Below are 23,252 nucleotides of genomic sequence, written 5' to 3' on the forward strand. Positions count from 1 at the left end.
AACTAACAAAAAGTGGGGGCAATCAGCGTCCACTGAGCGCTACACATGTTCAAATAGTGCAGCGCTCGTGGACTGATTTGGGGTAAACGGCCATGATACCTCAGGTATTGCGCACCCGCATTCTGTTCAAGGCCAGCATGCCCATGATCCCGGCCAGCAACATCATGGCCCACTGTGGCAGTGTGGGGATGGCCGTGACATTGCCGGGCGCTGCGCTTATCCATGCCGGGCCGCCCGGGTCATCAATAATGCCGTTGACACTAAGGTCACTGTCGCCCGCGCCGCCATCGGTCAGGGTCAGGGTGATGGTGTTGCCACTGATCACCGCGCCGGGGTAGGCATACCAGTGGTCATCAGGGTTGTCTGCCGTAGGGCCATATTTGTAGTAGCGTGCTCCGGCGGGTAGCTCGAACGGGTAGCTCAGTACTATCGTGGAGCTGTTGCCAGCAGTGCCTTCGGTCAGTCGCAGGCTTACGGCGCCGTGGGGCAGGATTACACCCTGCGGCAAGGCGGCTCCCACGCTGGCTGCTGTCAGGCTCTGCGCTGCATCCAGGCTCCATTCGCTGTCTGTAACAGACAGATTCAGCATCTTGCCGCTGTGTGGCCCTTCGGACAGTGGCAGCTGCATCTCGGTGCGTCGCGGAGGAGATTCTACGCCCTTCGCCTTGAGTGTGAAGGTGAACAGGTCGCCACTTGCACCGGAACAGCTGAGCGTATCGGTATATTCGCCTGGCGTGACCGGGTTGAAGGTTACTGTCAAAGAGGCACTGCTGTTGGCAGGGATCGTCATTGGCGTGGCACTGATCGAAAAGACACTGCCATCATTCAAACTGCAGCTCAGTGATTCATCAGCCGGTGCGTGGTTCTGGAAGCTGATGGCGGCGTTTGTTGCCCGTGACAATTCTTCACCCGCCGAGGCTGAGGTGGCCTCTGGGTCGATACTGACATCCGGCAGGTTGATTGTGCTGCCGCTGCGGGGCGATGACGTTAGCGCGTAGAACGTGGAAGCGTTGAGGGTGTATTCGATTTGCTCAACCAGTCCTTCGCCAATGTCATTTTGCAGTACATAACAGGTCAGTGCGGTGCTGAAGTTACCCGCAGTGCTGCTGTTAAACTCGACACTGAAGCTTTTCTCTTCCCCGGTGGGAAGTGTGTGAAATCCGTCCAGGTTTTTAATGACAAAAGAGGGTGTTGATGGGCTCATTTGGCAGTAAAAGAACAATCCCTCGATCAGATTCTCAGGATTCCTGAATGTAAAAGAGGCTGCCGTTGGTGCAGTCCCCACGCGCTGTGGTGGCAGTATGACGTCGCTGTTTTTAGCCGGTGTGGCGTTGATCGGCATCAGCGCATTGGCGCGAAAGTTATGGCTCCACTGCTGTCCTGTTTCGTCTTCACAGTCCAGCCTGGCAAGGGTTTCGAGGGCCGGCGCATTGGAGCGGTAGGTGACCGTGACATCGACCATGCCACCGGCTGCAACCTGGCCTGGAACAGGCTCAAGGGTAAAGCCACTGTCGTCCGATATCAGTTGGCAACTGAATCCTAGTGGGCTGGCGTTTTCATTCTCGAATGACAGGGTTCTCTGTAACTCGGATTGCAGCGGATAGATGTACCCCATTTCCAGCGCTCCCCTGGAAGGGAGGGGCCAAATGGGCTGAGCCACCAGTGGCGTAATGGTCTCGCCCGAGAGGTCATATACAAACGAGCCGCCAACATCGCTGGAGCAGCTCAGGGTGCCATTAAAGGTGCCGGTATTGGCTGAATCCAGGTTCACCCTCAGGTTGGCATTTCCGCTGGCGGGCACGGTCAGATTACTGGTGACGGAAAGCTCTCCGGTACTGCCGCTGATGCTGCAAGACACATTGGCTGGTGTCAGATTCGGGTTTTGGAAGTTGATGGTCTGATAAGTGGCACCGGTGGCAGGCCACTGGGTTGGCAGCACAACGAGTGATCCGCTGGCGGGTGTCGCGGTGACGGGGGCGACATAATTACCCTCCAGGGAATAAATGAACTCACCGTTATTGCTGTCGCTGCAGCGTAATGTATCGGTGTATTGCCCAGCTAAAGCGGTGGAAAAACTCACCGTGAATTCTATTGCTTCATCCGGTTGCAGGCTGACATTGACATCACCACCGCTGAGAGTAAACGCCTGCCCGTTATCCAGGCTGCACTGAAGTGCGACCGGCTTTTGATTCAAGCGGTTATGGAAGCTAAATACCTTTTGACTGGATGGCGTGAGCGGCAAGTGAGGAAATCTCACTGTACCGGTTTGGATGGATGCGGTCAGTTGCATGGGGCCGCCGACAAAATGGCCTGTGGCAATGCCACCACCGCTGATATGAATAAAATCCCCTGTAGGCGTCAGTGGGTCAGAGCGCTCATAACTCAATCTGTACAGATCCGCTTTACCCGTGTAGAGAAACAGCTCATCCCTGCCAGGATGGGCATCAAGATTGATGGGTTGCGTATCGTTGATAGGAACAACATAACTTCCAATTGCTCCAGGGGCGTTCGCCGTCGCGACATGGATGCGAGCAAGCGTCGTAAAGTTATCCCCACCGGCACGCTCACTGATAAAGGCAAGCTCGCCATCGTACGAAAATGTGAGGCTGTTATAAAAACTGTTGCCCGGTGTTGGAAAAAAAGCATATGCCCTACTACTCTCGTAATTGTAACTCTCGGAATAGTATTCGTTCGTTTCTTCAGAGTAAGGGAGCGAACTCAGGATGCAACTAGGCTCTAGTTCAGAGCCCGGAAAGAGAAAAAATCTACCACAGGCCTGAAAGAGGTGGCCGTGCAGCCCATCGGCGGCAGTACGACGGGGATAAGGGTTTGCGCGAATATTTCTGAAAACTTCTCTGCCTTCAAGGGTTGTTATAAGCGGTTGGACTTGACCTATAGAAGCGTAAGTTTGTGCATCATAAAACCGGTAGCCAGCCCGGGAGCCAGTGCGGCCCACGGAAATCATGATGTGCTTGCTGTCATGCGAAACATCAATATCCTCAACTTCGCTCTTGGGAAAACCGATTTGAGGATCAGGCGGTATTATTTCAAGGGAATGTAAAAGTTCGTGCGTTTCGGCATCGATGAAGTACAGATAGTTATGGCGATCAACAGCATAAATCCGTTTGCCGTCGGGGCTTGAGGTGACGAACATCAAACCTGCTCGCGCAGCCACCTCGAAATGCGACACCAGCGTATGGCTGGAGGTATCGATAACGGTAATCTCGTGGTTAGTGTTACCGTCGGCCCCGCTGACGCCATATAGATAATTCCCGCCGGGGCGTACATGAAGATAGCCCAGGTTTCTGCCTACATCGATTCGTTGAACCTCGGTCATGGTTTCCACATCCACCACAGCCACAGAGTTTCCAGCATTCAGATAGGCGAAGGGCGCTGCATTGGCCGTATTGATTACCAGCAACAGTAGCAGGCTGCAGTATCCAATACTGAGCCCCATAATATGCAACAGCCGCTCGCTTATCCGCTCTATAGAAAAAGAAGGTAAGATATTTTTCATGTTAAATTCCATCTCACGTCATGGCAGCAAGGTAACAAAAGCTGTCAATCCAGGCGTCCACTGAGCGCTACACTTGTTCAAATAGTGCAGCGCCAGTGGAGTGACTGGGGAAGCGGCAATGCTTCTCAGGTACTGCGCACCCGCTGTACTTTGCTCAGAGCCAGCATGCCCATGATTCCCGCCAGCAACATCATGGCCCACTGTGGCAGTGTGGGGATTGGAGCGACGTCCTGTGTTATCCATGCCGGGCCGCCCGGATCGGCGATGATGCCGTTGACACTCAGGTCGCTGTCGCCTGCGCCGCCATCGGTCAGGGTAAGTGTGATGGTGTTGCCACTGATCACGGCCCCGGCGTAGCGGTACCAGTGGTCAGTTGGGTTGTCTGCCGTCGGGCCGTATTTGTAATAGCGGGTCCCGGCGGGCAGGTCTTCCGGGTAGGTCAGCACAACCGTGGCATTGCTGCCCGGTGTGCCATTGGTCAGACGCAGGCTTACGGCGCCGTGCGGCAAGGTGACTTTTGGTGGCAAGGTCGCCCCCAGGGTGGCAGCTGTCAGGCTTTGCGCTGCATCAATGTGCCATTCGCTGCCTGTTACCGTCAGATCAAGCGTTTCGCCGCTGTGCGGGCCTGCGGGCAGGGGCAAGGCGATTGCCGTACGTGCGGCAAAGTTTGCTGTGACCGTGCAGGACGCCATGATGCTGCCTGTGGTGTAACTGCTGCCACTCCAGCTTCCGGCCGGGCAGGTACCGCTGATGGCGGGGCTGTAGTTGGCTTCTGGCGTGACCGCGAAGCTTGCCGTTTGCCCTGCAGTAACCAACTGCACGCTGGCCGGTGCGATGGTGCCATTGGCTCCGGCTGACGGCGTCACCTCATACTGGCGAGGGGCGCTGCACTGCCCTGAATCGGCGCCTCCATACTGCCCCAGGCAAGTCCAGGTGAAGGCGGTTGCGCTGCCATCCACCGCGCTGGCTGTACCTGCACTGCACAGGTTGGCACTGGGTGCAGCCAGTGTGGCCACCCCACCCGCCGTGCCGCAAACACCCGCTATGGGGACGACGTTCACGGTAAAACTGGCGCTGGTTTCCTGCATGGCGGTGGCTTCAGAGCCGGGATAGGCCTCATTGCTGGTGTCGGTGGTGCCGGTTGTCCGGCCACTGCGCAGGGTGAAGGTAGCCGTATGGTTGGCGCCCACCGTGACTGGGGCCGTGAGGCGCACAGTGATTTGATCACCGCTTTTTACGATGGCTTGCTGCACCCAGTCGCCGGTACCATTAAGCTGGAATTCGGGGTTGCCATCGCCACTGATGCGCGCACCGCCCCAGGATTGACCATCAGGCAGGCTAGTCGAGATGGGAGATGTCGGAGTCGATAGGGTAAATGCCGGAAAGGATGCGGTGCTGCCTGGCGCGGCATCCTGCGCAGGGGGAGTGGTCAAAGGGTCAAAAGGTTCTCCGCCGCGAACGAGCCGAACGTGGTAGTTGTAGCTGCGGTCGTAGTAGCTGAAGTAGCCATGGTAGGGGTTCACGAAGAACGCGAAGTCATATTCGTTATAACGCGGCGAGCCCGACCAGATAGCCGAAGACGGTGTGTCGGGAAAAACGATGCGATTGACCTTGGGGGCGATGGTGTCGCAGGGTTCGGTGATCTTCCGCAATTCGTTCTTGTACGCCATACGCCAGCCACCGCTCTCCAGCAGGTTCTGGCGGAAATCGGCCCCGATGCCCCATTTGGTTTGATTGTTGAAGGATTTGGGCAGCAGGCGGTCCGTTTCGGCCCAGGTGTTCCAGTCTTTCGTCTGTGCAGTGCCAGTGCATTGGCCGTTCTCGAACGTTTGGCCTTCACTGCAGCGTTTCCACACCAGGCCGGTGGGCCAGTGCATGGCGCTGGCAACGCCATCGGCTTCGCCCAGAATGTATTGATCGTCCGTGTTATCGCCCGAGGGGCAGCTCTCCGCCTGTGCCAGCAGTGGTGCGGTGCAGGTACCCAGCAGGGTAAGCCAACGTGCCAGTGAGAGAATTCTGTGGCTGAAGAGTGGGCTTTGGGTCGTCAGGGTTCTGTACTCGGGTGCTGGCATGTTGTTGTCTCCGCTTTGTTCTGGGCGAAAACTAACAAAAAGTGGGGGCGATCAGCGTCCACTGAGCGCTACACATGTTCAAAAGTACAGCGCTCGCGGACTGATTTGGGGTAAACGGCAATGATCCTCAGGTACTGCGCACCTGCATTCTGTTCAAGGCCAGCATTCCCATGATCGCCGCCAGCAACATCATGGCCCACTGCGGCAGTGTGGGGATTGGAGCGACGTCCTGTGTTATCCATGCCGGGCCGCCCGGATCGGCGATGATGCCGTTGACGCTCAAGTCACTGTCGCCTGCGTCGCCATCGGTCAGGGTCAGGGTGATGGTGTTGCCACTGATCACCGCGCCGGGGTAGGCATACCAGTGGTCATCAGGGTTGTCTGCCGTAGGGCCGTATTTGTAATAGCGCGTCCCGGCGGGCAGGTCTTCCGGGTAGGTCAGCACAACCGTCGCATTGCTGCCCGGCGTGCCATTGGTCAGACGCAGGCTTACGGCGCCGTGCGGCAGGGTGACTCTTGGTGGCAAGGCGGTAGCCAGGCTGGCAGCTTTCAGGCTCTGCGCTGAGTCCAGGTGCCACTCGCTGCCTGCAACGGTCAGATCCAGCGCTTCGCCGCTGTGCGGGCCTGCGGGCAGTTGCAGTGATAGATCGGTGCGCCGGACAAGCGCGGTAAAGCTGGCGCTGGTTTCCTGCAGGGCGGTGGCTTCACTGCCGCCATTGCTTGCATCGTCGCTGGTGCCGTTGGTCTGGCCGCTGCGCAGGGTGAAGGTAACGCTACGGCTACCGGAGTCCGGGGCGTTGAGACGCACAGCAATCTGGTCGCCGCTTTTGACGATGGCTTGCTGCACCCAGCCGCCGGTGCCGTTTATTTGGAATTCGGGGTTGCCATCACCACTGATGCGCGCACCGCCCCAGGCCTGGCCAGCGGGCACGCTGGGCGCAAGGGTGAAAGCGGGGAAGGAGACGGAGTTTCCGGCGCTGACGGTCTGCACGCTGGGGGACGTCAGCACGGCAAAAGATTGTCCGCCGCGCACAAGGCGAGCGTGGTAGCCGTTGTAACGGTCGGTGTTGTAGCCGTAGCCATAGCGGAAGTGTACGCCCGACGCGTTGTCCGAAGCGCCGGCGTCGGGTGAACCCGACCAGACACTCGAAGACTGGGTATTGGGAAACACCGTTCGGTTGACCTTTGGATCGTCGCCGCAGTTCTCGGTAATCTTCCGCAACTCGCCCTTGTACGCCATGCGCCAGCCGCCGCTCTCCAGCAGATTCTGGCTGAAGCCGGCCCCGATCTCCCAGTTGGTTTGATTGGTAAAGGATTTGGGCAGCAGGCGGTTCGTTTCGGCCCAGGTGTTCCAGTCTTTCGCCTGTGCAGTGCCAGTACATTGGCCGTTCTCGAACGTCTGACCTTCGATGCAGCGCTTCCACACCAGACCGGTGGGCCAGTGCATGGCGCTGGCGGTGCCATCGACCTCGCCCAGAATGTATTGATCGTCCGTGTTATCGCCTGTGGGGCAGTTCTGCGCCTGTGCCAGCAGGGGGGCGGTGCAGGCGCCCAGCAGGGTCAGCCAACGCACCAGTGAGAGATCTCTGTGGCTGAAAAATCGGCTTTTGGTGGATGGGGTTCTGTACTCGGGTGTTGGCATGGTGTTGTCTCCGCTTTGTTCTGGGCGAAAACTAACAAAAAGTGGGGGTAATCAGCGTCCACTGAGCGCTACAACACTCGGATATGGCTGCCACAGCGGCAGCATTTACGAAGTCTTGGCTGCTGTATCAGATCTCACTGGCTCTGATATCAGACGGATTGTGTTCATAAAATCGTTTGAATGCGCGATAAAACCAGGACAGGTTGTTAAAGCCCGCATCGTAGGCAATGTTGGCGATGCTACAGCCGTAGTAGGCGGGGTTGTTCAATCGGGAAAATACGCGTTGCAGCCGTTGTTCAAGCAGATAGTCCGAAAAGCTTTGTCCGTTGCGTTCAAACATGGCGCGCACATAACTGGGCGATACGCCATGGCGCTTGGCTATCCAGCCAAGGTTGATGTCGCCACGCCATGCGTGCGCTCGTATATCGGCTTTGATCGCTCTCAGGCGTGCAAATGCAAGGCCTCTTTGGCTTGCTTGTATGGCGCAATCACCCCGTGCACCGGTTGCGAGGGTAGCGAGATCGAGCAGGTGATTGGTTTCAAAAACGGGATTATCCGCCAGGGCAACATCGCTTCGCGTCAGTTCGAGTGCGCGTCTGACCAAGTGCATTAAGGGTTCTTGGATAAGATGGGAAGGGTTTTTGGCGCTTTCCAGATCGAATACCAGCTGGCCCAGCAATGATCGGGAAAAGCTGAGGTTGAGCATATGTGTCGTTGTGGAAGGGAAAATGATTTTCCCCGGTCGGTCATTGAATGCAAAGCAACCTGTACCGGGGCCACCCTTTAACTCGCCCACGCGGGGCAGGTCTGATATCCAGTGAGAATGGTTCGCCGGGTTGATCAACAGAGAAAAGTCGTCGTTTCCATCCTGTAGCTCTTGATTGCGCCGATGCACAATCAGGGAGGATGTTTTCACCAGTGCGATGGTCACACCCGGTAGTAAGCGGATACGGGTTTCAATTGAAGGTATTTGGTCCTTAGCAACATCAACATCGATGTTGGCCATCGCGGCATAGACATCTTTTGAGACTTCAAGGCGCTCATGTTCGGCGTAATCGTTTGAAGAAAATGTGATTAATGCCATTGACTTATCCGTGTGCTCAAGCGTTTTACGCCATACTTTAGCGTGTTTACACAGGAGATGGTACGGACATATCAATGTAATTCAGCTTGTATTCAGTTCTTTCTACCACTCAGTTTATGCACAATTCCCTTGGATATTTGTTGCAACAGCCCTTTGGGTTGATCCTGCTCGGGCAGAGGGCGGCACAGTTTGATGGCCGTCAGCCCCGTGCGGGCCGTGAAAAGGCCCGCGCCGATGCCCTGACCGGCCCTTGCTGACAGGCTTGATGTCAATGAGCTGCCCAACAGCGCAGAGCCTGCATCCATTGCCACTTCACTGGCGCCGGCAAATGCCAGGTTTTGCAGAACCTGCTTCAGTAATTTGCCTTGGGTCAGTAGCCCCGGCGCGATGCCATACACCGTGGCGATTTCACGAATCATGCGCAGGTTGCGCCAGGCGACCAGCAGCATATCGAAACTGGCCCAGGGGCTCAGTGCGACCATGACACCCGATTCCACACTGTAGCGTTGAACGCAGCGCTGGGCGGTGCGGTCGGCTTGATTCAGGGCGTGTCGGCTCAGGTACTGAATAATCTCCCGGTCGTTGTAGCTGCTGTCGAGCTGTGTGATGGCACCTTGTAACTCGTTCTTCAGCGCCGTGTGGTGGTAGCGCTGCTCCAGTTGATGCAGCAGTGCTGTGCTGTCGCCATGACTGGTCTGTTGCAACAGAGCTTCAGCCTGTTGCTGCAGACCTTGTACCTGTCGCAATTGGCGGCTGCCACTGAGGCCTCGCCTGATTTCGATACCGACCACAAGCATCAGTAGCAGCGTCAGCAGGCTGAAGGCACCGCCCAGCAGGGGGTGAATGGATATGCTCCAGCTGATCAGTCGGTACAACTCGGCACCGATGGCCAAAACGACCAACGTTCCCAACAGGGGCACTAACCAACCTCTACTGCGTACATTGCTCTGAGGCGGCGAGGGAGGTAGCTCCAAAGAGGTGTCATCTTCAACAGTCTGGGTTTTGTCCAGCGGGATATCTCGGGCTGGCTGGTGCGGGGGATGTTCGGCTGGATCGGCTGCCATCGCCTCGGGCGGTAGCTCGATTGGACGTTGCCATTTAGGTGTGTCACGCATCAGAACAGGTCTCCCAACAGGTATTCGATCGCCTGGTCAAGGCGGATATGGTGCTCGGGCCTCAAAGGGCCTGCAGGCAATGGACGTGGTGCAAAGTCGACAAAGCGGAAGCGGTCACTGTTCCAGTCTTCGGCGCGAGGCAGCTCAGTGGGCACTTCGCCGGGGAAAAGGGCAATTTCTTCGCCCGTGTCTTTTCGGTGACCGCGCAGACATGAGAGGTGTTGGCCATCCAATCGTGCCTGCGCAGCTTCAGTGGCACGCAGGGATGACAGGGCAAGGCATCGGGTTTCGACCTGTTCAAACCGGATCTCGCGCTGAGCGGCTTCAATCATCAGGCGCAGGAACTGGTCCAGGTTGTGGTGCTGATTGGCCGTAACATGGTCGGCCTTGGTGGCTGCGAACAGGACGCGGTTGATGCGCGGGCGAAACAGGCGTCGAAACAGGCTGTTGCGGCCATACTGAAAACTGTGCAGCAGGGTGGTCAGGGCCAGCTGCATGTCATTGAAACAGGATTCGCCGCTGTTGAGTGTTTTCAGGCAGTCCACCAGTACGATCTGACGATCAAAGTGTCGAAAGTGGTTCCGGTAGAAAGGACGGACGACCTGTTCACAGTAATCGTTGTAGGCCTGTTGCAGTTGTGTAAACAGGCTGTTTGTATCCGCGTTTTCGGGTGCTTCGGGCCAGTTCTGGATAATCGGAAACAGGTCAAGCAATGGACTGCCTGCCAGTTCAGCCGGCATGAGCAGACGCCCGGGCTGAAGCAGGCTCAGGTTGTATGGGGGCTCACGCAGTTGCTGCAACAGGGATCGGTAGCGTTCAGTCAGTTGCTGCCGCAGGCCCTCCGGAGCGGGAGCCAGCCAGTCGATCCCGCTCTGCTGAGCGATCCAGTCAGCAGCCACTTCTGTGCGTGGAGTCGAGGCAAACAGGGCCTGCTGCTGTTTGCACCACTGCTCGAAACTGAGTGTCAGCATAGGCAGATCGAGCAGCCATTCGCCGGGGTAATCGATCAAGTCCAGATACAGTGTGGAGTGCTCGCCCAATGCGCGCCCCAGCCCTGGTTTGCGGCGATAACGCAGTGCCAGCCGGATCTCCGACAGTGCTTCGGTCGAATTCGGCCAATGCGGTGGAGAGGCCTGAAGCCCCGCCAGGCACTGTTGCAGCGGAAATGGGCTGGGGGATTCCGTGCTCAAGTCACGGGTAGCGACAATTCTGCCTTCGGAAGCCGCAGCAAAAAACGGCAGTGAGCGCCCCTGCTCACTTTGCAGCAGGTGGCGAGCCAAGGCGCTTATGAAGACGGTTTTGCCGCTGCGGCTCAATCCCGTGACGGCCAGGCGGACACGTTGTTCCATGCCGCGCTCGACGCTCATCTTCAGCTGTTCGGGCCAGTCAGTCAGACCGCTCTGTCGGATCAGGCCACCCAGTTTGTTCGGTATGCTCATGCATGGCTCCGTTTGAGGTATCGGATTATTCTGTCATCCCTCAGCTGAAGTGTGGATGAAAAACTCCATTTCCGGTTAGATCCTGACATCATTTCTGCGAGTTGACAGAAATCCTGTTGCTGCGGGCTGAAACTGAACAAAAAAAAGGGAGCCGCAATGGCTCCCGTTTTCGTTCAGAGCTGGATCAGTTGCGGTTGAAGTACTCTCGTGTCAACTTGAACACCACCGGGCTCAGAAGAGCCAGTGCAACCAGGTTGGGGATCGCCATCATGGCGTTAAGGGTATCGGCAACCAGCCAGACGAAGTCCAGGCTCAGTGTTGCGCCCAGTGGAATCGCTAGAATCCAGAGGATGCGGTAGGGGGTGATCGCCTTGATGCCGAACAGAAACTCTACGCAGCGCTCACCGTAGAATGACCAGCCGATAATGGTGGTAAAGGCGAAGATGGCCAACGCAATGGCGACCAGGTAGTTACCCATGCCGGGCAGGGCTGTTGCAAATGCTTGGCTGGTCAGGGCTGCACCGGATTCGCCGCCGGTCCAGGCGCCGGAGCTGACGATCACCAGACCGGTGATGGTGCAGATCACCAGCGTGTCGAGGAAGGTGCCCAACATGGCGATCATGCCCTGGCGCACCGGGTCGTTGGTCTGGGCAGCTGCGTGTGCAATGGGGGCTGAGCCCAGGCCTGCTTCATTGGAGAACACGCCTCGGGCGACACCAAAGCGGATGGCGGCCCATACGGCTGCCCCGGCAAAACCGCCCTGCGCGGCAACAGGGGAAAAGGCGTGGGTGAAGATCAGATCCAGTGCCTGTGGCAGAAGGTGGGCATTGATTGCCAGTACGATCAATCCGGCGATCAGATAGGAGAGTGCCATGAAAGGTACCAGTGCTCCGGCTACATGGCCGATACGCTTGATACCACCCAATATAACGGCACCCACCAGAATCATCATCACCAGTCCGCTGATCCAGGTGGGAATGCTGAAGTTGGCATGCAGTACATCGGCGACCGAGTTGGACTGCACGGTATTGCCGATACCGAAACCTGCAGCGGCGCCAAAAATGGCAAAGGCTACGCCCATCCATGCCCATTTTTTGCCCAGGCCATTCTTGATGTAATACATGGGGCCGCCGACATGCTGGCCCTTTTCATCGGTTTCACGGTACTTGACCGCCAGAACTGCCTCGGAATACTTGGTTGCCATGCCGATCAGGGCTGTTATCCACATCCAAAACAGGGCGCCTGGTCCGCCCAGAAAGATTGCCGTGGCAACCCCGGCGATGTTACCAGTGCCCACTGTGGCGGACATGGCGGTCATCAGTGCCTGAAAGGGTGGAATTTCGCCTTCCTTTTCGTCACCGGCGTTGGCAGTCCGCCCGCCCCAGAGCAGCCGGAAACCGGTGCCGATCCTGAGGATAGGCATCAGTTTCAAGCCGATTGAAAGAAACAGGCCTACCCCGAGGATAAGCACCAGCATCATGGGGCCCCAGACGACCCCGTTAATTGCCGAAATAAACGATTCGATTGCAGCCATCGTAAGATGTCTCCGTGTTGTAAACCTGAGGTGGTCGGGACCGACTTCAAGGTTTGAGTCCTGAATTCACTGCCGAGCCATATTGCATTGTTTCGGGCCATGAAAGTACCCAAAGCTATAGCAGATCCCATGCCACTTAAGGTGAAGGCTGGGTCAAGTCAGGCATTTTTCGTATTGTTTTGTGAGAAAAAACTGTTTTCTGTTACTAAAACAGAAATACTTTCTGATTCAAAAGGAGGTTGTCCATTCACATCTCGGCTGCAGCAACAATGTGTGCGCTACAGTTGTGCCCAGTGCACTGTAAAGGTTCAGGCGATGACGATATGAACGGTCATTCAGGCATGGAGGGTGAGGGCCGGCATCAAGCCGATAGAGTCGGGTCATGTTGCGCTCCGATGGTATTGTTATTGTTGGATGCGTTTCATGGAATATATTAGAGCCTTTTTGAAGCTCAACAAGGTTTTTTATTCTGTATTACCCGCTGATGACAGAGTAATTAACTGCCTATATCAACCGGAAGCTGTGTCTGCTCTTTCACTTCCTCCATCACGATATAGGATTTGGAGTTTTTTACGCCGGGCAGGGTCAACAGCATGTCACCCAGCAACTCGCGGTACTGTGACATGTCATGCAGACGTGCCTTGAGCAGGTAGTCGGCATCGCCGGATACCAGGTGACACTCCAGGATATAGGGCAACGTACTGACCGCCCGGTTGAAGCGCTCAAATGCATCAGGTGACTGGTAGGAAAGGGCAATCTCGACAAATACCAGCAGATTGTAGTTAAGCATTTGTGGATTGACGCTGGCGTGGTAACCCGTAATGAAACCGTCCCGCTCGAGCCGTTTGACACGTTCCATGCAGGGCGTTGTGGACAGTCCAACCCGGTCCGCAAGCTCGGTGTATGAAATGCGCCCCTCTTGCTGCAATATCGTCAGGATATTGCGGTCGATTCGGTCAATCTTCTTGACCTTCTGTTGTTGTGCCATTGCCTGGTGATTCCATCTGTAAATTGATTAATGAGTATAGTTTTAACCTGATTCAGGCATGGTGCAACGTATAAATGGCTGTCATCTACCCCAGCCAAGCCTCATTGGCAGTGGGGCGTTGAACAGTAAAGCGTGGTAATATCGGCAGCCATACATGAATGAACCGACCGGATGAATGAGGCAGCATGAGCTATCAGGTTCTGGCACGAAAATGGCGCCCCAGACGTTTCAAGGAAATGGTTGGCCAGGAACATGTTCTGAAAGCGCTGGTCAATGCGCTGGATGATGACCGGCTACACCATGCCTACCTGTTTACCGGTACTCGTGGGGTGGGTAAAACCTCCATCGCGCGCCTGTTTGCCAAATCGCTCAACTGCGAACAGGGCATCTCCTCCGAACCTTGCGGCCAATGCAGTGCTTGTGTCGAGATTGCCGAGGGGCGGTTCGTTGATCTGATTGAGGTGGATGCGGCCTCCCGCACCAAAGTTGAAGATACGCGCGAACTGCTAGAAAACGTGCAGTACTCACCAACACATGGTCGGTTCAAGGTGTACTTGATCGACGAGGTGCACATGCTGTCCAACAGCTCGTTCAATGCGCTGTTGAAAACGCTGGAAGAGCCGCCGCCGCATGTGAAGTTTCTGCTGGCGACTACTGATCCACAAAAGCTGCCGATGACGGTGCTGTCGCGTTGCCTCCAGTTCAATCTTAAAAACCTCACTGCCGAGCGTATTCAAAACCACCTTGATTTTGTGCTGGGAGAAGAGGGCATTGAGTCTGAAAGTGCAGCGCTCTGGCTGCTGGCGCGTTCGGCTGATGGTTCCATGCGTGATGCACTCAGCCTGACTGATCAGGCGATTGCCTTTGGTGCCGGCAGCGTGCGCGAAGCAGATGTGCGCACCATGCTGGGTACCATTGACCAGCGTCTGGTGTACCGGATGCTTGAGCAGATTGCGCGGCAGCAGCCGGCACAGGTGCTGGAGGCAGTACGTGAACTGTCGGAATTTTCGCCTGATTACCTGACGGTGCTGGGAGATATGGTCAGTCTGCTGCATCGCATTGCACTGGCGCAGGTAATGCCGGCCGCGGTGGATAATAGCCTGGGTGATCGTGAGCAGGTACTGGAACTGGCACGCCTGCTGCGCCCGGAAGAGGTTCAGCTGTATTATCAGGTTGCTCTGATGGGGCGCAAGGATATGCCTTTGGTACCTGAGCCACGAGAAGGGCTCGAAATGACGCTGCTGCGTATGCTGGCGTTCCGACCGGCCGGCAGCGAGCCGCTGCAGGGGCTCAGCCCGGCTGAGGCGAAGGAGGCTGATCCTGTGTCGGAATCTGCCGCTGCAGCTGCAGCTGCAGCTGCGCCTGTAGCCACCGAACCTGTTGCGCCGATGGCCGCTGCTGAGCCCAGCCAACAGTCGAACGCGCAGGCACCCGCTGAGCCGCCGTCTGCACCGATGCCAGAGGACATTCCTCCTTGGGATGACCTGCCACCGGATCTGGCCGAGAACTCGCCAAAAAAGTCTGACCCGGCTGAGGTGGATGCCCGGCCGGAGTCTGCCTCGATAAGTACCGCACAAGCGGAACCGATGGCTCCGGTGCGGACTCCAACTCCAGAGCCACCGACTCCGATGCCTGAGGCCTTGCCCGTGCTGGCTGCCTCTGGTCCCGTAGCAGGCAATGGTGACTGGTGTGATCTGCTGCCGCAGCTGGGACTTAGTGGCATGGTGGAAAGCCTGGCGCGTAATCTGTCGCTGGAGTTGGGCGACGCCAGTCGCATGTTGTTCCACTACACGCCCGAGCAGGATGCACTGCTTAACGAGGATCGCCGAGAGCGTATCCGAACCGCGATCAGAGCGGTTCGGGGTGAACAGGTTCAGATTGAGTTTACGCAGGCGGTGCAAACAGTCGAAACCCCGGCTCAGCGTATCGAGCGCCTGCGTGCCGAACGTCAGGCAGAAGCGGTGCAGGCAATTGAAGCCGACCCGTTGGTACAAACATTGATCGAACAATTTGGCGCGCGGATCGAAACCGAGTCGGTCCGCCCGTTGGACCCGGAACACTGATATTAAAAGAGGAGTCTGAACATGATGAAAGGTGGCATGGGAAACCTGATGAAACAGGCCCAGAAAATGCAAGAAGACATGCAGAAGGCGCAGGAAGAAATTGCACGCGCTGAGGTTCAGGGTGAGTCCGGTGCCGGTCTGGTCCGCATCACCATGAACGGTCGCCATGATGTGAAGGCGGTCCAGATTGATGAGAGTCTGATGGAAGAAGAGAAAGAGATTCTTGAAGACCTGATCGCCGCGGCCGTTAATGACGCCGTACGTAAGGTTGAACAGAATACTCAGGACAAGATGTCTAAAATCACCAGTGGCATGGGTATGCCACCGGGCTTCAAAATGCCATTTTGATCATGAGCTTCAGTCCCTTACTGCAAAATCTGATAACGTCACTGCGCGCACTGCCCGGTGTTGGGCCAAAATCGGCACAGCGCATGGCACTGCATCTGCTTGAGCGTGATCGGGAGGGTGCGCGAACCTTATCTGAATCCCTTCTGCAGGCGGCTGAAAAGGTTGGTGAATGTCAACGTTGTCGCAACCTGTCCGAAGAGACGCTATGCCCTGTCTGCGAGGATGACAGCCGTGACCATCAGCTGATTTGCGTACTGGAGTCACCGGTGGACCTGATCGCTGTAGAGCAAACGGGTGGGTTCAACGGAGTGTATTTTGTCCTTAAGGGGCATCTGTCCCCCATTGACGGGGTTGGCCCGGAAGATCTGGGACTTGATCAGCTGTTTGAACGGGTAGAAAGCGGAGAGGTGCGTGAGCTGATACTGGCAACCAACCCCACGGTAGAAGGGGAGGCAACGGCTCACTACATTGCTGAACAGCTGCAGGACTTGAATGTGAATATCACCCGCATCGCCCATGGCGTCCCGGTCGGGGGCGAGCTTGAGTTCGTCGACGGCGGTACGCTGGCCCATGCTTTCGCCGGGCGGCGCTCCCTGAAACGGAGTCAGGATGACTGAATTGATGCAGCGTTATGACTGGCATCGGCTGCAACAGGCTGCGGCCAGCCCGATCTGGATTAACGATACCGCAACACTGATGCATTACTGCCAGCAGTGGCTGCAGTTGCCGTTGATCGCGCTTGATACCGAATTCATGCGTACCGAAACCTTCTATCCCATACCGGGCCTGATCCAGATAGCGGATGACCAGGGCTGTTATCTGATTGACCCGCTTCAGGTTGAGGACATGTCACCGCTGGCAGAAGTGCTGTGTGCGCCAGATGTGCTCAAGGTTCTGCATGCCGGTAATGAGGATATGGAGCTGTTCCGCCACAGCTACGGCGTACTGCCGCAGCCGCTCTATGATACTCAGGTAGGTGCCGCCTTTGCGGGCTGGGGGTTCAGTATGGGCCTGCAGCGCTTGGTAGCGTATGCGCTTGAGGTTGAACTGGGCAAGGGCGAGACCACCTCCGATTGGCTGCAGCGTCCACTTACGGCTGAACAGGAACATTATGCGGCACTGGATGTGGCCTATTTGCCAGTTCTGGCTCTGATGCAGCACGAGCAGCTTGAGGCGCGAGGGCGTCTGAGCTGGGTAATGGAAGAGTGCGAAAGCATTGGTGCAAGTGTAATGGCGGCTGATGAAGCAGACCCGCAAGCATACTTTCAGCGCTTCAGTCAGGTATGGCATCTGGATGATGTGCGACGTGCCTTGCTGCGTGATCTCAGTGCATGGCGGGAACAAACCTGCCGTGAGCGCGATATGTCTCGCAATCGTCTGCTGCGTAACGAAATGCTGCTGGAAATCGCTGAACGGATGCCTCAGAACGAGCAGCATCTGGATGCCATTATCAAGCGTGGTCGTATCATGCGTGAGTACGGACAGGCGATTATGGCAATAATCGCGGCCGCTCCTGAATCGGCCCGCCAAAACCCGCCGGCCGAGATCGATCGCCCGTTGCACTATGTCTGGAACAAACGGCTCAAGCAATTACGGTCAATTGGCCGTCAGGCGGCAGGCGCGAATGATCTCTTGCCTGAAATACTGTTGCGCAAGCGAGACCTTGATGCGCTCATACGCTCACGTGATGCAGAGGGGCATTATCACCTGCCACCCAGTCTTTCCGGCTGGCGCAAGCCACTGGTGGGCGATGCCCTGTTGAATCGAATCGAACAGTTTGAAACGAGTTGATGATGATAATTTTGAGTATCTTCAAGAGTCCGCGCAAGGATGAGATGTATCTTTACGTAGACAAGCGCGAGCAGTTGGAGCGTGTCCCCGAGGCTTTGCTGGAGATGTTTGGTCAGCCCGTGCACGTTATGGATATGCCGATGACGCCAAACCGCAAGCTGGCACGGGTTGAAAGCACGGCAAAGCTTCTGGATGATCTGGACAGTCGAGGGTACTACCTGCAGATGCCGCCTCAGAAGGAGGAGTATATGCTGGATCTGTTCAAGAACCGGCCCGAGACCGGGGTGCGCTGAGTATGGCGCAGGAAGTGTTCTGGCGCCGCAAGGGCCTGAAGGAGATGACCCCTCAAGAGTGGGAGTCCCTTTGTGATGGGTGTGCGTTGTGCTGTCTGCATAAGGTGGAGGATGAGGATACTCGGGAGGTCTTTTACACCACCGTCGTATGTCATCTGTTGGATCTGAACGACTGCCATTGCACAGAGTATGAAAAGCGCTGTCAGTTAGTGCCCAGCTGCATCAAGCTCAAGCCCGAGGATGTGGAGAGTTTTGACTGGCTGCCACCCAGTTGCAGTTATCGGCTGATTCATGAAGGCCAGGAGTTGCCGGACTGGCACCCGTTGCTGACGGGTGAGCGCAAGTCAGTGATTCATGCCAACTCATCGGTATTGAGCGTGTATGAAGTGCGTGATAATGAGATCAGTGATGATCAGCTGATCGACTTTGTACTGGATGAGGATTACTGAGACGCGGGGCTTGTGGCTCAGGGCAGTGATCCGAGCTGTTTGATCTGAAAAGATACAGACAAAAAAAAGGGCGCCATGGGCGCCCCTTAGTGTTGCAACTGAAGAGGAAAATCAGTTGTTCTGGTTGGCCATCTGCTGCTTGATCAGATCACCGATAGTGGTCGGCCCCGGAACTTCAACTTCCTGGTTGCGAACTGCACTGATGGCTGCTTTCTCTTCAGCCTGATCTTTGGCGCGGATCGACAGGTTGATGACGCGGTTGCGACGGTCAACAGCTGTGATCTTGGCTTCAACAGTTTCGCCTACCTTGAGTGCCGTGGTGGCATCGTCGATGCGCTCAGCAGCGATCTCGGATACTTTCAGAGTGCCTTCGATGCCTTCAGCCAGCTCGATAACAGCAGCTTTCGGCTCAACGCTCTTCACGGTACCGGTTACGATGGTGCCCTTGTCGTTAGCGGCCAGGTATTCAGCGAACGGGTCGCTTTCCAGCTGCTTGACGCCCAGAGAGATGCGCTCTTTCTCGGCGTCGATAGACAGGATGACGGCTTCAACTTCGTCACCTTTCTTGAACTGACGCAGTGCAGTTTCAGGATCGGCTTCCCAAGAGATGTCGGACATGTGAACCAGACCGTCAAGATCGTTATCCAGACCTACGAAGATACCGAAGTCAGTGATGGTCTTGATGGTGCCGCTGACCTTGTCGCCGGCAGCGTGCTGCTCGGAGAAGGAGATCCACGGGTTGATGGTGCACTGCTTGATACCCAGGGAGATACGACGACGCTCTTCGTCAACGTCCAGGATCATCACTTCCACTTCGTCGCCGATGTTAACGATCTTGGACGGGTGGATGTTTTTGTTGGTCCAGGACATTTCAGATACGTGTACCAGGCCTTCAACACCATCTTCGATGGAGGCGAAGCAGCCGTAGTCGGTCAGGTTGGTGACGCGTGCAGCAACCTTGGTACCGGCCGGGTAACGATCCTTGATGTCATCCCACGGATCTTCGCTCAGCTGTTTCAGGCCGAGGGAGATACGGTTGGTTTCCTTGTCGAACTTGATGATCTTGACAGAGATCTCATCGCCCGGGTTCAGCATTTCGCTCGGGTGAGAGATGCGCTTCCACGCCATGTCAGTGATGTGCAGCAGGCCGTCAACACCACCCAGATCGATGAATGCACCGTAGTTGGTGAGGTTCTTGACGTAACCCTTGGCGATCTGACCCTCTTCCAGGGTGGCCAGAAGCTCTTCGCGCTGAGCGCTGTTGGCTTCCTGCAGAACGGCACGACGAGAAACAACGATGTTGTTGCGCTTCGGATCCAGCTTGATCAGTTTGAAGTCAAGCTCTTTGCCTTCCAGGTGGTCAACATCACGCACCGGACGAACATCAACCAGGGAGCCCGGCAGGAAGCCCTGAATGTTGTTGATGCTGACAGTGAAGCCGCCCTTGACCTTGCCTGAGATGTAGCCTTTAACAGTCTCTTCTGCGTCGAATTTCTTCTGCAGAACTTCCCAGGCTTCAGCACGCTTGGCTTTTTCACGGGACAGACGGGTTTCACCGAAGCCGTCTTCAACCGCTTCCAGTGCAACCTTGACGGAATCACCAACCTGAATTTCCAGCTCGTTGTTGTCGTTCAGGAACTGTGAACGGGGGATAACGGCTTCGGATTTCAGACCAGCGTTGACTGTAACCCAGTCGCTGTCGATGTCGACAACTTCACCCATAACGAGGGTGCCGGGGGTCATGGCAATGTCTTGCAGGGATTCTTCAAACAGATCAGCAAAGCTTTCGCTCATGAAAGTATCCTATATTGTCGCTGCCGGTTAAGTGTGTGGCAGCTTTCCAGCCTGTATGCCAGCTATACAGGGTCGGTTAGCGATAACCATCTCGGCGGACACTGGGCTGGCGATGTGTCCGCGAAATGGGAAAATATAAAGTTGCAAAATTATACAGAGGGTGGCTGGCTTTTGCCAGTGGCTGCCCAGTATTTATCCGGCAATGATGTTGGGAAGTGAAGCTTCCAGCTGTTCGCGTAGAGGCTTCTGGCAGGCGGGAAGCAGTTTGGCCAGGTCTTCGGCCAAGGCTGCTGGCAGTGTGGTGCCGTCTGGCTGGTTGAACCAGTCGATCAGCAGTCGTTCTTCAGCGCGGCTGTTGGCCGCAAGTTCTGTAGCGTTGCCGACGCAGAAAGCGAAAGCGGGCAGGTGGTCACTGACAATCCTGCCCCGCTGTGGCTGTTCCAGCATCAGGCGGTTGGCGCTGACAAAGCGTCGGTACTCCTGCATGCCGGCTGCGGCCATGATCTCAAGACGAATATTGCTGAACTGATCGGCCTCGGGCATCCGCGCCAGAATGGCCTTGAGCTGAGTCTTGGTTCGGGCCAGTTCATCCTCGAAGGTTTCGGGAGCAAAGTGCTGGTTCAGGCGCTTGTATTCCTGCAGTTCAGTAATTTGCTGCTTCAGTGCATCGATTTCGCTCTTCAGGGCATCCTGCTCCGCCAGCAGGTTCTCCTTGTCCTGCATGAGACCACGAATGACGCGCTCGGTTGGGGTGAGCTTCTTCTCGGCGAAAGTGGCTGGCAGTTGCTGAGCGCCCAACATACCTGTGCTTTCAGTGTATGTGCTGCTGGGGACCATTTCGTAGCCGAACTTTTCCAGATCCGCCAGGTTCACTTCATGCTGAGACTGCATTTTTTGGTAGGCGAAGTAGCTGGCGACCGCAGCAATTGCCAGCAACATCGGTACCAGTACCAACAGCAGAACACTCACCTTGCCCAGCTTCATGGGTTTACTCCATCGCCTTTCGGTTCGATATGTGGTCCGGCAGGGCAGCTGTGTGGCTCAGTGTCAGGTCAATCAAGTCGAGCAGGACCTCTCCGCTCTCGGCCAGAATTGCTTCTGACTCGGGATTGATTGGGCGTCCCTGCTCATCCTTGGGCAGCGTGTCGTCAACTTCGGCCAGGGTCTTCACCGGCGGCATCCCAAGGCCGGCGCGACGCTCATTCTCAACGCTCAGCAGCCAGTTCTCGTTGGTCTCTCGCTCCTGTTGCAGCGTGTCCTGGTTGAGTGAGATATGGGTGATTTTCTTTTGTTTTTCCAGGTGTTCTACCTGTTTGCGCATGAAGATGAAATCCGGATCGGTTTCGGTACGGGCCTGATGTCTTTCCAGCAGTTGCTGCATAAAAGGCGACAGGCTGGGGAAGCGGCCATGTCGCACCGGGCGTACCTGATCCCAGGGCAGTGCCTTGTCCAGTGCGCTTTCTCCAATGTCTTCAACTGTGTACAGAGAAGGGAGGCGAATATCAGGCTCCACTCCGCGGTGCTGGGTGCTGTCGCCGGAGATGCGGTAAAACTTGGCGTGAGTCAGTTTTACCTGGCCGTGTTCGATCGGCTGCAGGGTCTGGACGGTACCCTTGCCAAAGGTGCGGTTGCCAATGAGGATGCCTCGGTTGTAATCTTGTATAGCGCCGGCGAAAATTTCGGAGGCAGAAGCACTCAGGCGGTTGACGATAACGGCCATGGGACCATCCCATGCGACCTTCGGATCAAAGTCACCCAAAATGTCAACGCGACCAGAGGCATCGCGAATCTGCACGGTGGGGCCGCGCTGGATGAAAAGACCTACCAATTCGTTGGCCTCACGCAGCGAGCCGCCACCGTTGTTGCGAAGATCGACAATCAGGCCGTCAATATCTTCTTCACGCAGTTCATTGATAAGCTTTTCCACGTCTCGGGTGGTGCTTTTGTAGTCAGGATCACCCTTCTGCAGAGCTTCAAAGTCGATGTAGAATGTCGGTATTTCGATGACGCCGAGCTTGAACTCCTTGCCGTCACGGTTAAGCTCCAGTACTCGCTTGCGGGCAGCCTGCTCTTCGAGTTTTACCTTGTTGCGTTCGATCCTTATGACTTTGCGGGCTTGGCGATCGACTGCATCGGCGGGGATCACCTCCAGGCGCACCAATGTGCCCTTGGGACCGCGAATCTTGCTGACAACATCATCCAGGCGCATACCCACCACATCTTCAATGGCACCGTCTTCACCCTGTCCGACACCCACGATGATGTCAGCGGGCTTCAGCTGGCCGGTTTTGTCAGCGGGACCGGCCGGTACCAGTCGTACGACCTTGGTCTGGTCGTTTTCCGACTGCAATACAGCACCGATACCTTCCAGAGAAAGACTCATGTTGATCTGGAAATTCTCGGACCCCTGTGGGGAAAAGTACTGGGTGTGGGGGTCAAATTCATGCGTCAGGGCATTGACGAAACTTTCAAATACATCGTCACTTTTGGCCTGGTCGGTGCGCTGTTTCTGGTTCTGGTAGCGTCGCAGCAGAACTTCCTGTGCTTCTTCGGTGGTTTTATCGGCCAGCTTCAGGCTCAGCAATGAGCTTTTCAACTGCTTGCGCCAGAGTTGCTGCAGTTCTGCATCGGTTTTGATCCACTCTGCCTCTGAGCGATCACCTTCCAGAACGTCATTACGGTTGAAATCCCAGGTGTTGCTTTCGTCTTCCAGGGTACTGATCATGTAATTCAACCGTTGCAAACGTCGCTCTTGATAACGGTTGAAAATCTCGAATGCCGCTTCAGTCTCGCCCTGCAGAATTTGATCATCGAGCAGGTGGCGCCACTGCTCAAACTGTTGAATGTCACTGGCCAGGAAGTGACTGCGTTCAGGGTCAAGAGTCGCTAAATACTGATCCAGTACGGCTTCAGACAGCTGGTCGTCAATATCGATCCGGTTGTAGTGCCCCTGCTGCAGTGATGTCACGACATCCAGCATCGTTTGAGTATGGATGGGCTCGGGGGCAAGATTGGCTTGTGCAGGGGCGATGCCCAGCGTGAGTGTCAGTGCCGTGACGAGTGTCAGAAAATGAGGCTTGAGCATGAGAGGCGGATCTCCGGATCATGTGGCTGGAGCTGAGC

The 23,252-nt window shown here is 56.1% G+C and carries 17 protein-coding genes; 6 read left to right on the plus strand and 11 right to left on the minus strand.

The features are described 5' to 3' along the window. Positions 1 to 100: 100 nt before the first annotated feature. From BLV48_RS06760 to BLV48_RS06795, 8 genes are all read right to left on the minus strand, one after another. Complete coding sequence (locus tag BLV48_RS06760; protein ID WP_175527610.1) at positions 101 to 3,517, minus strand: IPTL-CTERM sorting domain-containing protein; 3,417 nt, start codon at positions 3,515 to 3,517, stop codon at positions 101 to 103. Positions 3,518 to 3,642: 125 nt separating this feature from the next. Then, the gene (locus tag BLV48_RS06765; protein ID WP_091825159.1) at positions 3,643 to 5,589 is read right to left on the minus strand and encodes an IPTL-CTERM sorting domain-containing protein; all 1,947 of its coding nucleotides are present in this window, start codon (positions 5,587 to 5,589) and stop codon (positions 3,643 to 3,645) included. Between the two features lie 127 nt (positions 5,590 to 5,716). After that, the gene (locus BLV48_RS06770; protein WP_091825162.1) at positions 5,717 to 7,231 is read right to left on the minus strand and encodes an IPTL-CTERM sorting domain-containing protein; all 1,515 of its coding nucleotides are present in this window, start codon (positions 7,229 to 7,231) and stop codon (positions 5,717 to 5,719) included. 127 nt (positions 7,232 to 7,358) lie between these two features. Continuing rightward, on the minus strand, positions 7,359 to 8,315 hold the full coding sequence (locus BLV48_RS06775) for a helix-turn-helix transcriptional regulator (RefSeq protein ID WP_091824962.1): 957 nt from the start codon (positions 8,313 to 8,315) through the stop codon (positions 7,359 to 7,361). 92 nt (positions 8,316 to 8,407) lie between these two features. Continuing rightward, the gene (locus BLV48_RS06780) at positions 8,408 to 9,430 is read right to left on the minus strand and encodes a TIGR01620 family protein (protein WP_091824965.1); all 1,023 of its coding nucleotides are present in this window, start codon (positions 9,428 to 9,430) and stop codon (positions 8,408 to 8,410) included. Then, positions 9,430 to 10,869 (minus strand): YcjX family GTP-binding protein, encoded by a 1,440-nt coding sequence (locus BLV48_RS06785; RefSeq protein WP_091824968.1) that lies wholly within the window; start codon positions 10,867 to 10,869, stop codon positions 9,430 to 9,432. The genes BLV48_RS06780 and BLV48_RS06785 overlap by 1 nt, the downstream gene beginning before the upstream one ends. A 184-nt stretch (positions 10,870 to 11,053) precedes the next feature. Next, positions 11,054 to 12,403 carry an alanine/glycine:cation symporter family protein gene (locus tag BLV48_RS06790; RefSeq protein ID WP_091824970.1) on the minus strand — a complete coding sequence of 450 codons (1,350 nt, stop codon included), beginning with the start codon at positions 12,401 to 12,403 and terminating at the stop codon, positions 11,054 to 11,056. Positions 12,404 to 12,899: 496 nt separating this feature from the next. Beyond that, positions 12,900 to 13,391 (minus strand): Lrp/AsnC ligand binding domain-containing protein, encoded by a 492-nt coding sequence (locus tag BLV48_RS06795; RefSeq protein ID WP_091824973.1) that lies wholly within the window; start codon positions 13,389 to 13,391, stop codon positions 12,900 to 12,902. Between the two features lie 185 nt (positions 13,392 to 13,576). Here BLV48_RS06795 and dnaX point away from each other — a divergent pair, with 185 nt between their 5' ends. The 6 genes from dnaX to BLV48_RS06825 are packed head-to-tail and all read left to right on the plus strand — an operon-like array spanning position 13,577 to position 18,335. Beyond that, positions 13,577 to 15,454: a DNA polymerase III subunit gamma/tau gene (dnaX, locus tag BLV48_RS06800; RefSeq protein ID WP_091824976.1), complete on the plus strand. Its 1,878-nt coding sequence runs from the start codon at positions 13,577 to 13,579 to the stop codon at positions 15,452 to 15,454. Positions 15,455 to 15,475: 21 nt separating this feature from the next. Next, positions 15,476 to 15,802: a YbaB/EbfC family nucleoid-associated protein gene (locus BLV48_RS06805; RefSeq protein ID WP_091824979.1), complete on the plus strand. Its 327-nt coding sequence runs from the start codon at positions 15,476 to 15,478 to the stop codon at positions 15,800 to 15,802. 2 nt (positions 15,803 to 15,804) lie between these two features. After that, on the plus strand, positions 15,805 to 16,419 hold the full coding sequence (recR, locus tag BLV48_RS06810) for a recombination mediator RecR (protein WP_091824982.1): 615 nt from the start codon (positions 15,805 to 15,807) through the stop codon (positions 16,417 to 16,419). Further along, positions 16,412 to 17,593: a ribonuclease D gene (rnd, locus tag BLV48_RS06815; protein ID WP_091824985.1), complete on the plus strand. Its 1,182-nt coding sequence runs from the start codon at positions 16,412 to 16,414 to the stop codon at positions 17,591 to 17,593. The genes recR and rnd overlap by 8 nt, the downstream gene beginning before the upstream one ends. Before the next feature lie 2 nt (positions 17,594 to 17,595). Next, a complete protein-coding gene (locus BLV48_RS06820; RefSeq protein ID WP_091824987.1) occupies positions 17,596 to 17,886 on the plus strand; it encodes a YcgL domain-containing protein in 291 nt (96 codons plus the stop codon). A 2-nt stretch (positions 17,887 to 17,888) separates the two neighbouring features. Further along, complete coding sequence (locus tag BLV48_RS06825) at positions 17,889 to 18,335, plus strand: YcgN family cysteine cluster protein (protein ID WP_091824990.1); 447 nt, start codon at positions 17,889 to 17,891, stop codon at positions 18,333 to 18,335. Positions 18,336 to 18,446: 111 nt separating this feature from the next. Here BLV48_RS06825 and rpsA read toward each other — a convergent pair whose 3' ends face one another. The 3 genes from rpsA to BLV48_RS06840 form a co-directional block, all read right to left on the minus strand. Continuing rightward, positions 18,447 to 20,129, minus strand: coding sequence for a 30S ribosomal protein S1 (gene rpsA / locus BLV48_RS06830; RefSeq protein ID WP_091824993.1), 1,683 nt, complete (start codon positions 20,127 to 20,129; stop codon positions 18,447 to 18,449). 192 nt (positions 20,130 to 20,321) lie between these two features. Next, the gene (locus BLV48_RS06835; RefSeq protein ID WP_091824996.1) at positions 20,322 to 21,113 is read right to left on the minus strand and encodes a hypothetical protein; all 792 of its coding nucleotides are present in this window, start codon (positions 21,111 to 21,113) and stop codon (positions 20,322 to 20,324) included. Positions 21,114 to 21,117: 4 nt separating this feature from the next. After that, on the minus strand, positions 21,118 to 23,214 hold the full coding sequence (locus BLV48_RS06840; RefSeq protein WP_091824999.1) for a carboxy terminal-processing peptidase: 2,097 nt from the start codon (positions 23,212 to 23,214) through the stop codon (positions 21,118 to 21,120). Positions 23,215 to 23,252: the final 38 nt, after the last annotated feature.

Source organism: Marinobacterium iners DSM 11526, assembly GCF_900107855.1.
GTDB classification, from domain to species: domain Bacteria; phylum Pseudomonadota; class Gammaproteobacteria; order Pseudomonadales; family Balneatricaceae; genus Marinobacterium; species Marinobacterium iners.

Bases quoted from the DNA above. Each gene is read 5' to 3' on its own strand.
- BLV48_RS06760 (WP_175527610.1), bottom strand. From the start codon at position 3,517: ATGAAAAATATCTTACCTTCTTTTTCTATAGAGCGGATAAGCGAGCGG.
- BLV48_RS06765 (WP_091825159.1), bottom strand. From the start codon at position 5,589: ATGCCAGCACCCGAGTACAGAACCCTGACGACCCAAAGCCCACTCTTC.
- BLV48_RS06770 (WP_091825162.1), bottom strand. From the start codon at position 7,231: ATGCCAACACCCGAGTACAGAACCCCATCCACCAAAAGCCGATTTTTC.
- BLV48_RS06775 (WP_091824962.1), bottom strand. From the start codon at position 8,315: ATGGCATTAATCACATTTTCTTCAAACGATTACGCCGAACATGAGCGC.
- BLV48_RS06780 (WP_091824965.1), bottom strand. From the start codon at position 9,430: ATGCGTGACACACCTAAATGGCAACGTCCAATCGAGCTACCGCCCGAG.
- BLV48_RS06785 (WP_091824968.1), bottom strand. From the start codon at position 10,869: ATGAGCATACCGAACAAACTGGGTGGCCTGATCCGACAGAGCGGTCTG.
- BLV48_RS06790 (WP_091824970.1), bottom strand. From the start codon at position 12,403: ATGGCTGCAATCGAATCGTTTATTTCGGCAATTAACGGGGTCGTCTGG.
- BLV48_RS06795 (WP_091824973.1), bottom strand. From the start codon at position 13,391: ATGGCACAACAACAGAAGGTCAAGAAGATTGACCGAATCGACCGCAAT.
- dnaX (WP_091824976.1), top strand. From the start codon at position 13,577: ATGAGCTATCAGGTTCTGGCACGAAAATGGCGCCCCAGACGTTTCAAG.
- BLV48_RS06805 (WP_091824979.1), top strand. From the start codon at position 15,476: ATGATGAAAGGTGGCATGGGAAACCTGATGAAACAGGCCCAGAAAATG.
- recR (WP_091824982.1), top strand. From the start codon at position 15,805: ATGAGCTTCAGTCCCTTACTGCAAAATCTGATAACGTCACTGCGCGCA.
- rnd (WP_091824985.1), top strand. From the start codon at position 16,412: ATGACTGAATTGATGCAGCGTTATGACTGGCATCGGCTGCAACAGGCT.
- BLV48_RS06820 (WP_091824987.1), top strand. From the start codon at position 17,596: ATGATAATTTTGAGTATCTTCAAGAGTCCGCGCAAGGATGAGATGTAT.
- BLV48_RS06825 (WP_091824990.1), top strand. From the start codon at position 17,889: ATGGCGCAGGAAGTGTTCTGGCGCCGCAAGGGCCTGAAGGAGATGACC.
- rpsA (WP_091824993.1), bottom strand. From the start codon at position 20,129: ATGAGCGAAAGCTTTGCTGATCTGTTTGAAGAATCCCTGCAAGACATT.
- BLV48_RS06835 (WP_091824996.1), bottom strand. From the start codon at position 21,113: ATGAAGCTGGGCAAGGTGAGTGTTCTGCTGTTGGTACTGGTACCGATG.
- BLV48_RS06840 (WP_091824999.1), bottom strand. From the start codon at position 23,214: ATGCTCAAGCCTCATTTTCTGACACTCGTCACGGCACTGACACTCACG.